This is a genomic window from Oceanobacter mangrovi (assembly GCF_019740315.1).
Taxonomy (GTDB): Bacteria; Pseudomonadota; Gammaproteobacteria; order Pseudomonadales; family Oceanobacteraceae; genus Oceanobacter; species Oceanobacter mangrovi.
On record NZ_JAHXZR010000001.1, the window covers coordinates 706248 to 721144 of the forward strand.

General features: G+C 58.4%; 10 protein-coding genes. 1 reads left to right on the top strand and 9 read right to left on the bottom strand.

The genetic code is table 11. The annotated features are described in order from the left end of the window. Window positions 1-14: 14 nt before the first annotated feature. From qhpG to K6123_RS03170, 9 genes are all read right to left on the bottom strand, one after another. The gene (qhpG, locus tag K6123_RS03130; RefSeq protein WP_221793995.1) at window positions 15-1418 is read right to left on the bottom strand and encodes a flavin-dependent monooxygenase QhpG; all 1404 of its coding nucleotides are present in this window, start codon (window positions 1416-1418) and stop codon (window positions 15-17) included. Then, entirely contained in the window at window positions 1411-2166 is a 756-nt protein-coding gene (gene qhpE, locus K6123_RS03135; RefSeq protein WP_221793997.1) for a subtilisin-like serine protease QhpE, read from the bottom strand. Before qhpE ends, qhpG begins: the two co-directional genes overlap by 8 nt. Then, complete coding sequence (locus tag K6123_RS03140) at window positions 2159-3910, bottom strand: ABC transporter ATP-binding protein (protein WP_221793999.1); 1752 nt, start codon at window positions 3908-3910, stop codon at window positions 2159-2161. The genes qhpE and K6123_RS03140 overlap by 8 nt, the downstream gene beginning before the upstream one ends. After that, window positions 3907-5862 carry a sigma-54-dependent Fis family transcriptional regulator gene (locus K6123_RS03145; RefSeq protein ID WP_221794000.1) on the bottom strand — a complete coding sequence of 652 codons (1956 nt, stop codon included), beginning with the start codon at window positions 5860-5862 and terminating at the stop codon, window positions 3907-3909. Before K6123_RS03145 ends, K6123_RS03140 begins: the two co-directional genes overlap by 4 nt. Window positions 5863-6742: 880 nt before the next feature. Beyond that, a complete protein-coding gene (gene peaD / locus K6123_RS03150) occupies window positions 6743-7903 on the bottom strand; it encodes a quinohemoprotein amine dehydrogenase subunit beta (RefSeq protein WP_246624572.1) in 1161 nt (386 codons plus the stop codon). A gap of 16 nt (window positions 7904-7919) precedes the next feature. Next, complete coding sequence (gene qhpC, locus K6123_RS03155; RefSeq protein WP_221794002.1) at window positions 7920-8246, bottom strand: quinohemoprotein amine dehydrogenase subunit gamma; 327 nt, start codon at window positions 8244-8246, stop codon at window positions 7920-7922. Further along, window positions 8243-9676, bottom strand: coding sequence for a quinohemoprotein amine dehydrogenase maturation protein (gene peaB / locus K6123_RS03160; protein ID WP_221794004.1), 1434 nt, complete (start codon window positions 9674-9676; stop codon window positions 8243-8245). The genes qhpC and peaB overlap by 4 nt, the downstream gene beginning before the upstream one ends. A gap of 96 nt (window positions 9677-9772) precedes the next feature. Beyond that, entirely contained in the window at window positions 9773-11347 is a 1575-nt protein-coding gene (gene peaA / locus K6123_RS03165) for a quinohemoprotein amine dehydrogenase subunit alpha (RefSeq protein WP_246624573.1), read from the bottom strand. Window positions 11348-11758: 411 nt separating this feature from the next. Beyond that, on the bottom strand, window positions 11759-13687 hold the full coding sequence (locus K6123_RS03170; protein WP_221794006.1) for an FAD-dependent monooxygenase: 1929 nt from the start codon (window positions 13685-13687) through the stop codon (window positions 11759-11761). A 159-nt stretch (window positions 13688-13846) separates the two neighbouring features. Here K6123_RS03170 and K6123_RS03175 point away from each other — a divergent pair, with 159 nt between their 5' ends. Beyond that, on the top strand, window positions 13847-14770 hold the full coding sequence (locus tag K6123_RS03175) for a LysR family transcriptional regulator (protein WP_221794008.1): 924 nt from the start codon (window positions 13847-13849) through the stop codon (window positions 14768-14770). Window positions 14771-14897 lie beyond the last annotated feature (127 nt).

The following is a 14897-nucleotide window of genomic DNA, read 5'->3' on the forward strand; positions in this document are numbered from 1 at the left end:
GGACACCACAATCATTACGCCAAGGCCTTGCTCGGCTCCGCAATCCAGCCCTGACTGATCATCCAGCCCAGCAGCTGACGGATGTTGGTGCCTGCGGGTGTCAGCTGTTGCAGCAGCGCCAGAGTGCCCTGCAAATCTGCTGGCTGTGGTTGCAGCTGGCGTAACAGCGGTGCCAGCTCGACGCCATCCAGATGCCAGAAGCCCAGCGGCTGATCCGGCGTAATCACCACTTCGGCCAGCCGAATCAGCTGCTTGTCGACCACTGGTCGCAGGCAAATCTGTAGCTGCTCCGGTGTGGTCGTCTGGTGCAGCGGCTGCAGGTCTGGCCATACCCGTCGCTGTTGCCAGAACGGCTGTTGGGGCCACTGTTCTTCCGTGCGGCAGAAGTCGCGGCCGGTACGGGAGAATCGATAGAACAGCTGTTCGATACGCTGACGATAGAAGTCTTTGGCTAGATGGCCATTGGCTGGCTGGCGCAGCAAGGTGTTGATCACCGCTGGCGCCTGCAACGCTGACGACATCGATTGAAAGATGCCATTGCCCGACAATGGATCGACCGCCATGGCAGCATCGCCGATGCGCAAATAACGCTCACCAATCAGATCCTGATTCAAAACCTGGCCGGCGGTGCGGGCCTGAATAGCGCCAATCGGTTTGGCGTGCTGCATGAATTTACCAGCGGCGGGGATCTGTTGCAGCTGTTGCTGGCACCAGTAGGCCAGTTCGGCTTTCGGCGGCAGCTGGGTGTGGTCGGCATCGACCATCAACTGCAGGTAACGCATGCCAGATGGCAGTGCTGCCATCCAGGCCCAGCCGAGCGGAAAACTTTCCACTGCCGAACAGGCGGTTGTCGCCGGGCCATACCAGCGTTGTAACAAGGCCAGGGTGTTGCAGCCTTTCAGGCGTTCGAGGCCAGAAGCCGGTGCTGCCCGGCCCCGGGCTTCAACCAGAAAGTCACCTTCCAGATAGAACTGGCCATGACCGCTGTTCTTGTCAGAGTCGTTACCAGCGTTGTTATCAGAGCCGTTATCAGTACCAGTACTGACGTTGACCCGCACCTTGTCAGGCAACACCAGATGATGCTGTACGCGACCCTCAATAACCTGTACGCCGCAGGCCAGCAAATCTTCTTGCAGCCCTTTGTCGAACTGGCGTCGTTCGATCAGGCGTTCGGTATTGGCGGCACTGCTGACGCCATTCCAGCTTACCCGTCGTGGTGACGGCGGCTGAATATACTGCAAGGCGGTCACCAGTCCGGCGGCTTTCATGGCACCATAAACCCGTTCGGAAATCCCTTCAACGGCATGAAACGGCCGGGGTTGGCTCACCAGACTGACCTGATAACCGAGATTACGCAGGGCAATGGCGGTGACCGCTCCGGCGGGGCCACCTCCGAGTACCAGAATACGTTCAGACATAGGGGGCCTCCTGTGTCACGCTATTGCTGCTGACAGGCTGGCGGTATTCACGGCCGCGGAAGTGGGCGTTTTTATGCAGCCAGTGCAAGGCCTGATCCGAGCCACTGAGGTGATACTCGATGCCCTGAAACTGGCGTAGTGAGTGAGCCAGCAGACCTGTGATATGGGCGCAGCCCATGCTGGCACCAGAGCGACCGAGCTGGTTATCCAGTGGCCGCACACAACCGGCAACGTCGGCCTGTTCGGTGGCCAGATAGACCCAGTTTGGATGGTCACAGCGGGCGTCGCCGGTGGCGCGGATCACTTCCGGGTAGGCAGCCGGAAAGACCGGTTCACCCTGGGCCGGGCTGGCGGCAACCAGAATCACTCCCAGTTCGGCGGCGATTTCACAGGCGCATTTCAGTGTTGGGCGATCCTGGCGCAGACCGAGGCTGAGGTTGATGATTTCGCAGCCCTGATCGACCAGCCATTCAATCGCGGCGGCGACCTGCATGGCGGTGGTGCCGTTGCCCTGTTGGAACACCTGTGCAGACACCAGTTCACACTCGGGCGCCAGGCTCAGAATAATGCGGGCAATGTCACTGCCATGGCCGCTGCGGTCTGGCTGGGCATCATCTTGCCAGAGTTGATTCTGTTCAATCACAAAGGCGGTCTGACGGACAACCCGGGCATCGGCTGCCAGACTGCTGTTGAGGCCGGAATCAACAATACCGACCCGTACGGGTGTTATATGGCCTGTGTCAGGCATGAGATGGCTCCTGCTGTTTACCGGTAACGCTGTCGGCTTGGGCGGTAAAACTGCCCTGCTGCAGCGTCAGGGTCTGGTCGGCACCGGCCAGTGTCGACGGCCGGTGACTGATCAAGATGCGGGTAGTGGTTGGGAACAGCCGGTCAAGCGCCTGAATCACTTGTTGTTCGGTCGCCTCATCCACCGCAGAGGTGGCTTCGTCGAGTACCAGTACTCGTGGTTGCTGTAACAGCGCGCGGGCAATTGCCAGCCGCTGTTTCTGGCCGCCGGACAGCCGTTGGCCGCGCTCGCCGAGCACGCTGTGAATGCCCTCTGGCAGCTGCTCAACCAGACCGTCGAGCTGAGCGTCATGGATGGCGCTGAGGATTTGCTGTTCACTGGCGTCCGGCGCGGCATAACGGAGGTTCTCCCGCAAGCTGCCCCGGAACAGGGTGATGTCCTGTGAGACCACAGCAACAGCCCGTCGCAGTTCTGCCAGCGGCACGCTGCGGATGTCGGTTCCATCCAGCAGAATACGCCCCTGTGGCGGATCAAAATGCCGTTGCAGCAGGTCGATCAGGGTCGATTTACCGACCCCGGAAGCACCTGTCAGGGCGACTTTCTGGCCCGCGGGAATATGGGCTGACAGCCGTTCGAACAGCGGCGGCCGATTGGGGTACTGGTAACTCAACTGTTCGATGCTGAGCTGGCCGGGACTGGTAACTGTCGGCAGTGATTCAGGCTTGATGGGTTCGCAGACATCAGCCTGATAGTCGCGCAACTCGGCGACCCGGTTGAGGCTGACACTCATACGCTGGATTGCCACATACAGCCCTAACAGGCTGTTGACCGGCCCGGTGGCCATGCCCAGATAGGTGGAAAAGGCGATCAGTGAACCCAGTTGCCACTGGCCGTTAATCACCCACCAACCGCCGATCAGAAACGCTGCTGCCCGGGTGATTGAGGTCAGCGTCGAGGGCACCGCTGAGGTGAAAAATTCAGTTACCTGCAACGACAGCAACTGATTCAGATAACGGTCGCTGAAACCGCCCAGCCGTTGTTGTTCATGCTGCTGGCGGCCGCTGGCCTGAATAAACTTGGTAGCCGGCAGGGTTTCGACCAGAAAGCTGGAAATATCCGTCGCCCGTTCACGGGTTTCGCGCGTCTGCTGTTCGACCTTGCGGCGCATCCAGCGTAACCACAGCACTTCAAACGGAATCAGCACAACGACCAGCAGTGACAGCTGCCACGACAGGCTCAGCAGCAGCGCCACCGCGCCGATCAAACCAATCACCGAACTGATGGCGGCAAACAGGCTGTCGACGGCAAAACGCTGGATCTGCGAGACGTCGCCATCCATGCGCGACAGCAGGTCGCCTAACCGTCGTTCGGCAAAAAAGTTGGGCGACAGGGTTTGCAGATGGCGGTAAATATCGCGCCGTAATTCAAACAGAATGGTGCCGGACAAACGGGTGTGCAAATACCGGTTAAGTCCGGATAACGCCGTGCCCAACAGGCCGACCAGCACCATGGCGGCGGCAATCAGAACCAGCTGTGGATAGTCCTGTGCCAGCAGACCATCATCAATCAGTAACTTGGTCAGCCAGGGTTGCAGCAGCACAATGGCGGTGCCGAACAGCGACAGTCCCAGCAGCCCGAGAATCTGTCGCCGGTGTGGCTGCACAAAGCTGTACAGCCAGCGCAGGCTGGCTTCCAGTTGATGCTGGTGGTCGGCCTGAATCAGCCGCGCCAAACGGGCGATCATCGGCTGGCTCCGGGCATTTCGCGGATCTTGCGATAGAGCGTCGCGCGGCTGATACCCAGCGCGTTGGCGGCAGCGGAAACGTTGCCGTTGTGCTTGTCGAGGGCCTGGCGAATCAGCACGGATTCGTTATCCTGCAGCAGCCCGGACTTCTGCGCCGGTTGCTCCAGTTCTTCGAGGAAATCTGGCGTCAGGTGCTCATCGGTGAGCTGGTTTTCGTGGTTTTCCATAAACGCCAGCGCCACTTGCAGCACCATCTGTAACTGCCGCACGTTACCGGGCCAGTGATAACTCTTCAGCCGCGCCAGCAGGCCGGGCTCAATGCTGACATCGCTGCGGCCTTCAGCCTGCATCAGCCGTTGCAACAAGCTGCCAAAGTCACTGCGTTCGCGCAGGGGTGGCAATGTGATGGTGACGCCGTTAAGGCGGTAGAACAGGTCTTCCCGGAACAGGCCTTCGGCGACCATTTGTTTGAGATTGCGGTGAGTGGCACCGATTACCTGCACGTCGAGTGGAATATCCTCGGCTGCTCCCAATGGCTGAATACGACGCTCCTGTAACACCCGTAACAGCCGGGCTTGCAGGTCCAGCGGCATATCGCCGATTTCATCAAGGAACAGGGTGCCACCGTTAGCCTGTTCCAGGCGGCCTTTCATGCCGCCCTTGCGGGAACCGGTAAAGGCTCCTTCGCGATAACCAAACAGTTCGGATTCGATCAGGTTTTCCGGAATTGCCGCGCAGTTTACGGCCACAAACGGCTGGCCATGGCGCTGGCTGGCACGATGCAGACTGCGTGCTGCGACTTCCTTGCCGGTGCCGGTTTCGCCACGCAACAGCACCGGAATGCAACGGTCGAGGGCTTTCAAGCTCATCCCGAACGAGCGTTGCAGCGCTGGCGCCCAGTCGTCGCTGGCGACTTCCGGGTTCATTGAACCGTTCGGCCGAACCGATGGGCTGGTGGATTTGAGGCTGACCAGGGCTGACTGACTGCCGTTGTGGGCAAGCCGGAAATACAGCTTGCCGAGTGGAGTGCGGCGTTGGGCAATACCCTGACTGCGGGAGTCCTGCATGGCGGCCAGCAAATCCCCCAGGCCAACATCCAGTAACTGACGGATGTTCAGTCCCAGCAGCCCTTCACGTTCACGCTTCAGCAATTGGCAGCCAACACTGTTGACCGCGCAGACATGACCGCTGTCATCCAGCGCCAGCAGCCCCTGCCAGCTGGATCTGAGATAGTGCTGGCCAGCATGAAAGGCAATCACCAGCTGCTGTAGGCACTGGCGGAAAAAGATTCGGCTTTCGATATTGCGCACCGCAAAGGTCACCAGACTGTTGGTGTCCTGCTGGGTGCCGAGACGGCCATGGCGGGTGATGTCGAGAATGCCGACCAGTTCGCCCTGGCTGTCGTGAATCGGTGCGCCGGAGCAGCTGAAGCCAGCCAGGCTTTCGAGATAATGCTCGCCCTGCCGGATATGAATCGGCTGACGATCCTGCAATACCGTGCCCAGCGCATTGGTACCAAACAGGCTTTCCTGCCAGCTGACACCGGGCTGCAGCCACTGTGACAACTGATCCTGATACTGCGCTTGTCCACGGCAACTCAACACTTTGGCATCGGCGTTGGCCAGTACGATACAGACCTCGTTGCCCATGTGATGGTAAAGGGTGTCGATGTCGGCCATGGCGCAATTCAACAGCCAGTCGTGCTGCTCCAGCAGGCTGCGCACACTGTCAGCCTGTTCCGGCTCTGGCTCGGCGGGCGTCTGGTAACCGACCCCGGCGCGGAAACTGCGACGCCAGGAAAACTCGATTTCCGGCCGCAGGAAACCCACCGGCACCTCGCCATGCAGCCGCATATGCTCACGCGCTGCGCGCGCCATACCGGCAGTATTGTTGGCAATGTAGCCGCTGTAACGCTGTTGCGATGGGGAAGGGATATCGATCACGCTGGACACCTTGATACTCCTGACCTGATTACTGTCATGGCTGCTATTGTTGGTGGCCGCTGGCTGGGGGCGTTATCACAGATGTGCAAGGTCGTCTGGTGCCAGCCCGGGTTTGGCGGGTGGTTGTAACAAAGCTGACAAAGTGTGGGCCAAGGTGGTGCAGAGGAGTTGTTGACGACAATGAACGTCTGTCTCCCTGAACGCGCAGCGATTCAGGGTCCATACGGTATGGAATCTTGCTCTGCTGCATGGGTCCTGAAGCAAGTTCAGGACGACGCGAAGAGGGAAGACAGCTCTTCATTCATCGTCTCCCTGAACGCGCAGCGATTCAGGGTCCATTCGGTATGGAATCTTGCTCTGCTGCATAGGTCCTGAAGCAAGTTCAGGACGAGGTCACGAGGGAAGGCAGCCTTTCATTTATCGTCTCCCTGAACGCGCAGCGATTCAGGGTCCATTCGGTATGGAATCTTGCTCTGCTGCATAGGTCCTGAAGCAAGTTCAGGACGACGCGAAGAGGGAAGGCAGCCTTTCATTTATCGTCGCCCTGAACGCGCAGCGATTCAGGCTCCATACGGTATGGAGTCTTGCTTTGCTGCATTGATCCTGAAGCAAGTTCAGGATGACGTGACGTTGATTCATCGTCTCCCTGAACGCGCAGCGATTCAGGGTCCATACGGTATGGAATCTTGCTCGGCGGCATGGCTCCTGAAGCAAGTTCAGGACGACGCTAAGAGGGAAGACAGCTCTTCATTCATCGTCGCCCTGAACGCGCAGCGATTCAGGGTCCATAGGGCATGGAATCTTGCTCTGCCGTATGAGGCACGGCATACGTAGTCCTGGCCTGAGCAGCCCTGGCTACTCAGGCGCAGGTCGATCACCGTAAAGACGATCAGCGTATGAACGTCTGTAGGGTGGTCGGTGCGGTATCCCCGCCTGGCAGTTCCAGTTTGCCAATTTGCTTCAGGCTGTCAGCATCGTAGATGTTGAGGTCGTTGAAGGTGCCGCCGGTGTAGACCTTCTTGCCGTCCTTGCTGATCGCCAGACAGTAGTAGGAGTGGTCAACCGGGGTTTTGGCCAGCAGCTTTTTCTCCTTGATGTCGTACTTGGCGAGGTTGTTCAGTACGCCGTACATGATGTTGTCATCCGTGGGCGACTTGATACCGGTGAAGTAGATCTCGGTGAATTCAGCAAAGTCCTGGGTGGTGGTTTCACCGCTTTCCAGATCAACGTTGAAGTAGCCGTAGATCCACTCGGCGGTGTTCATATCGTAGCTTTCGTCCTGGAATTTGGCGGTGGTGTAAAGGATGGTGAAGTCCTTGTTCCAGGTCTGGATTGGCCAGATCGCCAGCACGTCCGGCTGGGCGTACAGCGGCCGGGTCCAGTTACGGGATGGAATCGCGACTTCATATTCTCCGCTGTTGACGTCCATCTTGTAGATGTCGGCACCAGCGATGTACAGATCACCGTTGTCGCCGGTCATCATCAGAGAAGTCTGGCGTGGCAGCGGGAAGGTACGCACCGGTTTTGCATCCAGGCCAGCATCCGTCTTGTAGACCGCCAGACGGCTGTCTTCAACCCGATAGTGATCGCGGTACAGTTTGGTCGGGTTCTGGCCAACGTAGAGTTCGGAACCATCCGGGCTGACGGCAAAGCCGTACATTGAAATCGTACGCTCGTTATAGTCCTGCGACATGGCGGCCTTGAAGGTCACCTCACAGTTGTCCAGATCGATGCCGTAGAGGTTCTTGTAGTGGTTGCTGAGGATGTACACCGTGTGGTGATCCGGAGCCATGATCTGCGCACCCGGGCCAAAGTCGCCGGGCACCGGACAGCTCTTGTAGAGGCTGTCGCTGGCAACGTCGACCACATGGATCTGGTTCGGACGGTTGGCCATGATCAGGTATTCGTCACCCTGCTTGAGTGGCTTGGCAGCCAGGCTCAGGGTGTCGAGCGTGTCGGTTTTGGGCTGGTTGCTGGAGCAACCAGCCATCGTTGCCAGCAGGCCAGCGGCCATGAGGCCTGGCAAGGTCTTGTTGATTGTCAGTTTCATCGCGTTGGGCTCCTGCTTATTCCTTGTCTTCCGGGAATACAGTTCCCAGGTTTCGCCAGTTGTCTTTGGTGCTCGCGGCTTTTTCATCCCAGTCCGGATAGGTGTTCATCATGTCCGGTACCTGGGCAGGCCACCAACAAGGGTCGGAACAGCCATAGAGGTCGGATTCCATTGGCTGACACAGCGAGGCGACACCGCCAAAGGCGTCGACTTCCCAGCCCGGGTCGAAGGTGGCGGTACAACCGGCCACCGAACCCATGGCGGTGACTTCTTCAATCTTGTCTTCTGCGGCGGCTTGCTTGAGCAGCTGGGCCTTGTTGTTGATTGCTTTCAAATGTTTCATACGCTCGCCCTCCGCGGCGAAATAAACTGGTCAATGAAGGACGGATTGGCGGCCATGATGCGGCTGTAAACTTCGATGCCGAAGTCGATCCAGTCGCGCATCAGGTCGCAGTAGTGGTAAGTCGGGTGAGCAGCATCGCCATAGCGGGCATAGCTTTCGTGGTAACAGCCGCCAGAGCAGAGGTTACGGATACGACAGCTGGCACAGCCGGTGTCGGTGCGATCCAGTCGCTGCGACAGAAATTCGCCCAGTTCCACCTGTTGCACGCCGGTGCTGACGTTGCCGAAGGTTGGCAGGTCGGAGCCGGTGAAACGGTGGCACAGGTTGAGATCACCTTCGTGGTCGACCGCCAGCATCTTCAGGCCGGCACCACACGGCAGTGACTTCTTGTGACCTTCGTGGATGTCGGTGATCAGCTGATGCATGTTGGAGAAACCGATGTTGCGGTGCTCCAGTGCGGCTTCCAGATACTGGCGACCGAGGCGTTTCATGCCCTGGAAAACCTCGTTGAGCTCTTCACCCGTGAGGTTGTAGCTGGCGACGTCACCGGAGGTGACTGGCGCAAAACCGACTTCGGCAAAACCCATGTCGTTGAACAGGTGATCCCAGATTTGCTCGACCGCCGTGGTACCACGAGTGAGGGTCACACGGGCGCCGACCGGACGGCTGGTATAGCGTTCCAGCAGCCGCAGGGCCTTGCGACGCACGACGTCATAGGTGCCCTGGCCACCAACGGTGATGCGGTTCTTGTCGTGAATTGCTTTGGGGCCATCAATACTGATCGACAGGCCAAAACGGTGGCTGTTGAGCCAGTCGATGATCTCGTCGGTCAACAGCGTGGCATTGGTGGTCATGACGTATTCGACGCGCTTGCCCAGCTCGGCAAAACGCTGGTCGCAATAATCGACCACCTGTTCGATCAGTGCCTTGTTGCTGAGCGGTTCGCCACCAAAGAACACCACGGTGTAGAGCTTTTCGTCCGGCGACTGCTGGATCAGCATTTCGACTGAGTCGATGGCGGTTTGCAGCGCCATCTTGCGACCGGCCGACGGCACGTCGAGGTCTTCCTTGTAGCAATAGGTGCAGCTCAGGTTGCAGCCGGTGTTGACGTTCAGCACCACGGTGCTGAGGGCCAGCTTGTCGACTTTGGTTACCGGGCTTTCCGGACTCAGCGGGCGGCCATCGTTAACCATTTCCAGCGCGATCAGCTCGCTGATGGTTTCGTGAATCTCGTCTTCGCTGAAAGTCTGCTTCAACTCACCGATTAGCTGTTCGGCGCTTTTCTGGCCAGCGCGCAGGGCGTCGATCACCCCGGCAGTCAGCTGGTCCATGTTGAACAGCGAGCTGGTGGGGATGTGGAACAGCAGTCGGCTGCCATCCACTGCCACTTCGTGGAGGTTGTTTTCGTTCAGTTGGAACATGACACCCATGGTCATTCTCCTGTGTTTGTTCAGGTTGGGCGTTCGCTCGAACGCCCGTCAGGCAGAGCAGCGTGGTCACGCCAGTCTGCGGACAACAGAGAGTGCTTACGGGATTGGTGGATTGTTCCAGCGCTGTACGGTAACGATCAGTTCGGCGTCGGCGCTCTGGCCTTCAGCCGTACCGGTAACGATCAGGTGACCGGCGTTGTTGGTCATCATGCGGCGTTCCGGGTTCGGGCCAGCACCAGCGGTGGTGAACACGCCGGTTTGTGGGTTGAGGTAACCGGAGAAGCCAACGTCGTTATCTTCCTTGGCCACTTCATCGAAGGGTGCAACGGACCAGTTGGCGGGCACCATGCCGATGACGAAGTCGTCAGCGGTGCCTGGCTTGCCGTCTTTACCGGCCGACATAGCCTGGGCTTCAAAATGCGCGGACAGGTTAGGGGTTGAACCACCGTTGCCACCAATACGGGCGACGGCGTAGTCCGGTACCACCTTGATGCTGTCGATCTTGCTATAAACCGCCAGTTCGCCACCTTTGGCCTTGCCAACGGTTACTGCCTGAATGCCTTCGACGTTCTGGTCGGCACGGGCGCGCAGCCTGATCACACTGTCGCCTTCACGTTGCAGCGACACTATGGTGATGCCCTTGCCGAGATTCGGCATACCGGCCAGCTTGCTGCCAACAATGGTCAGCTCGGCTTCGGTACCGGCTTTCAGGTAGCCAGGCTGGACCGCGAGGATTTCGCTGCTGGTGTTGTCGGCGTGGCTGGCAACAATGTCGATGCCCATGCTGTCGTCGTCGACGTTGAACATCCGGCCGGTGATCTTGCCGTTGTGGATGGCAAACACCTGACGCATTTTCAGGCCATCAATGGTCAGCGTGCCGCGCCATTCGTAACCGGTGTAGATAATCGCGGTGCCGGAACCACTAACAGGCGTTCCATCGGCGTATTGGCCGTCCAGGGTGATGGCGTACTGGTCTGCGCCTTCGGTAGCGGTGGCTGTCATGGTGGCAACCAGATCGCCCTTGCCTGGCATATGACCAGCAACCGTCCAGCTACCGGCAACCGGGCCGGCATTGCTGCCTTGCCACTGGCTCCAGGCGCTGGTTTGCATTGGCTGTTGCTGGCTCAGCATTGGCACCATCTGGTTGAGGACAATCGGGAACCAGTCACGGTCACGAGCCAGACTCTGGTATTCCGCGGATGGGTACTGACCGAGGTGGAAGTGGGCCAGGTGTTCCCATTCACCAGCTTCACGATGCTGCAGCATCACACGGGCACCGGAGTGACAACGGGCGCAGGTCTCGGTGAAGGTCTGGTCTTCAAATTCCTCACGGGTGTTCAAACGACGTTCCAGAATGTAGCGGTAGTCTGCGGCTTCAGACGGTGCCAGGCCCTGGCTGTCGGCGAGATATTTCACCAGCGTGCGACGGTCGGCATCCGAAATTTTCAGACCGTGCATCTGCTGCATCCGGGCGATGGTCATCAACCAGCCTTCCGGCGTTTTGCGCTGGTGGCTGATACGGCTGAATTCGTTGTTGCCTTCTGCGGTGTGGCAGGCAATACAGCTGCTGTTCATGATGGCATGGGCGTCGGCGGCGTTATCGGCCACAGCCCAGCTGCTGCCAGCGGCCAACAGGGCCAGCGTCAGCGGTTTGATCAGGTGGTTCTTCAAGGTCAGTTCTCCTGAGACGGTCACTGAGAGGCCTGTGACGGTCGATCCGCCAGGCTCTTTTGTATCGGGTCATGGAAAACAGTCCCAGAAACTGTGCCAGTTTTTAAAAGTCCAATAAAAACAAATGGTTATGGGTTTTTAGATGAAGGATTTGGCGAATGTTGCTGTTGCAGCAAGAGACGCCGTCTCAGATTGAGACAGACAGAGCCAGCCTGGCAGATGGCGTTTTCGAAGGTGATTTGGCTTGCGTAATCTTGTTCGCTTAATCCATTTAGTCTGGAGCGGGAGCGCAGGCGTCCCGCCTGCATAACGGCTTGGTGCGGGCGGGACGCCCGCGCTCCCGCATGAATGACGGTATTTCACTGGGAGAAGTGATAGCGCGGGCATTGCCCACGCTATCCGCTGTCTTGCTTACTTCAATACGCCAGCAAAGAACTGGCTCAGACCGGCGTAGTCGTTCAGTGGCAGTACTTCCGCCACGTACTGGTCCGGGCGGACAATCACGATACAGCCGTGTTCACGGTTGATGCCGCGCATCTCGTAGATGTCCTTGCCACCGCCAGAGGAAACCGGACGGTTATCGGCGCAGAACACTTTCTCGTAATCACGCAGACCCAGAGTGCCTTTCAGCGGCGCCAGAGCGGCTGGAATATCCGCTGTGTTCACTTCCTGATGGTGCTGCTGGAACACCGCCCGTACGTCGATGATGGAATCCATCTCAGCGCCTGCCGGGGTGTATTTCTTCACTGGCGAAGCGGCATCTTCAGCGAGGAAGTGACACAGCGCCTTGACGCCACAGTCGGCCGAGAATGGCGCGGCGTTACCGGCAAAGGCGTACACCCGATAGGCACCGTTGGCGGTGTGGCAGTGACCCAGTTGGACCGGCTTGGCGTCACCCTGACGCACCACGGGGGCTGAGTGGAAGCGCTTGCCAACCGTCAGGCCGGTGGCCAGTTCCTGATGGATGCCATCACTGACCATAATGGATGGCCGGTACTGGATTGATACCCCGGCAGTGTATTCACCAAACAGCTGGAAGTAGCGCTGGAATTCGGCCGGGTCAACACCGTCCGGATTCTCGGCCGACTTCGGCTTGGCGGAAAACATGGCGGAGAACTTGCGGTCGAAGTCGATCAGCGCCTGGCCGTATTCACGCCGCTCGGCAGAGTAGGTGGTGAGCAGGCTTTCATCGGCACGGCCAGTCAATACGTGGGCCAGTTTCCAGCCCAGATTCCAGGTGTCCATCACCGAGGTGTTCAGACCCTGACCAGCTTTGGGGCTGTGGGTATGACAGGCGTCACCGGCGAGGAATACGCGTGCAGCGCGGTCGTCGGTAGAATCGTCAAAGGCGGTGGTAATACGCTGGCCAATTTCATACACCGACCACCAGGCCACCTGCTTCACGTCGATGCTGTACGGCGCCAGAATGCGGTTACCAGCGGCGATCAGTACCTCAGCGGTCATCTGGTCACGGGCGACCCGTTCGTTTTCCTTCAGCTTGTCGAGTTCCACATACATGCGCACCATGTAGCCGCCTTCGCGCGGAATAATGAGCATGTTGCCTTCGTTGTTGGAGTGGATCAGCGACTTCAGGCGAATGTCCGGGAAGTCGGTGTTGAGCAGAATGTCCATCACGCCCCAGGCCTGGTTCAGCGGGTCGCCCACCAGTTCCTTGCCGATGGCGCTGCGTACGGCCGAACGGGCACCGTCACAGCCGATCACGTATTTGGCTTTGACGGTTTCGATTTCCTGGCTGTACTGGGAGAAGTTCACCATCCGTTCCAGCTGCACGGTCACCGGGTATTCTGCGCTGGCATCACCGACTTCCAGACTCAGCAGCTTGCGCTGGTAATGCGGCTCCAGCTTGATGGCAGACTGCTGCATCACTTTGAGGAATTCATCGTGTACGCGGGCCTGGTTAATGATCAGGTGGGGCATTTCTGACAGATCGTCAGCGACGTCCGCGACCTTGCCAGAGCGAGCGATTTCGAACGGCTTGTCGGCATCCGGTTTCCAGAAGGCGGCTTCGTTCACCTGATAACCTTCCTGAATAATCTGATCGGCAAAGCCGTAGGCCTGGAACATTTCGATGGTGCGACAGGCGATACCATCGGCCTGACCAACCAGCAGACGGTCGTCTTTCTGATCAACAATCGCTACCGAGATATTGCCGAACTGCGACAGCTGGGCAGCCATGTTCAAACCGGCAGGGCCACAGCCGACGATCAGGACGTCCACTTCCTTGGGCATGGGCCGCTTGATCGGTGGAGCCACCACCGCATCCTGTGGGTCTGAATAACGTGGGTCGCCAGGGTGAAAGCCGTTTTGATGGAATTGCATGGTGCCTCCAGAGAAAGCTGCTGAGCTTGCAAAGGGCGTGTTCGCCGCTGCCAGGTCAAATCAGGTTGTGGTTATTTTTAAATCAACAATTCCACTGTACCTGCACTGAGTTATCAGGAAAAATCGGTTTTTAGATTCAGATACAAAGAAAACGCATATATGAATCCCAACCTTCTCAAACAGCTGGCGGTGGTGGTGAAACAGGGGTCAATCTCGGCCGCTGCCGAGCAGCTGTTTATTACCCAACCGACCCTGACCCGTGCCTTGCAGCAGCTGGAACAGCGCGTCGGCGCACCCTTACTCAAGCGTACCCGGTATGGCGTCACACCGACGGATATCGGTGCCCGGCTGGCACAAATTGGCGAACGGATTCTGGCCGAAACCGAGCAGGGCGACGAAGTGATCCGGCAGTGGCATTCGGGTTACGACAACCAGTTTGCCATTGGCATCGACCCCTTGTGGGAATACGCCACCGTGGCGGATATGACCCGCCGCTTGCTCGACCAGAAACGCTACGTATTTCATTGCCGGGTGGGCTCGGCAGCGACCCAGATGGAATGGATGCAAAACGGCGAGCTGGATTTCCTGCTGGCTCCGGCGCATCTATCGGTCGTTCAAGGCAGTCTGGAACGGGAAGTGGTGTTCCGCGACCGCTCCGGTGTGTTTGCCGGTAAAAAATCGCCGCTGGTGGGACTGCAACGGCCTCTGACCACCGAAGAACTGCAGCAACAGCGCTGGCTGATTGCCGGAGCCAGTGCCGGTTTTCTCTCCAATATCGAAGATCCCGGTGCCCAGCAAGCCGCCCGTATTGCCTTTACCGGCGGTATTCGGTCGGTAATCCAGCTGCTCAACAGCACCGATTTACTGGTGCGTTTACCGGCCCGCTTGGCCTTGATGACTGGCGAAATTGCCCCGGAGCAGCTGATCCAGCTGACAGACCAGCAGGGTGCTCGCCGCGATATTGCCCTGTGGTCCCGGGCGCAAGACAGTGAACGGCCAGACAGCCAGAAAGTACGCGAATTTATTCGCGAGTGGGTGATCGGGCTGGATCAGAGCGCTGGCGAGTTCGGCCTCGATTTATAGTGCAGCAGCAAGGTCGTGAAACAGTAAGGTATTGATAACAGTTGGATAATAAAACCATAAGATTTATATGGTTATAATGCCGCAGCAGTGTTGCCGGATGCAGCCTGCTGCTGTGGTCGTTTTATCT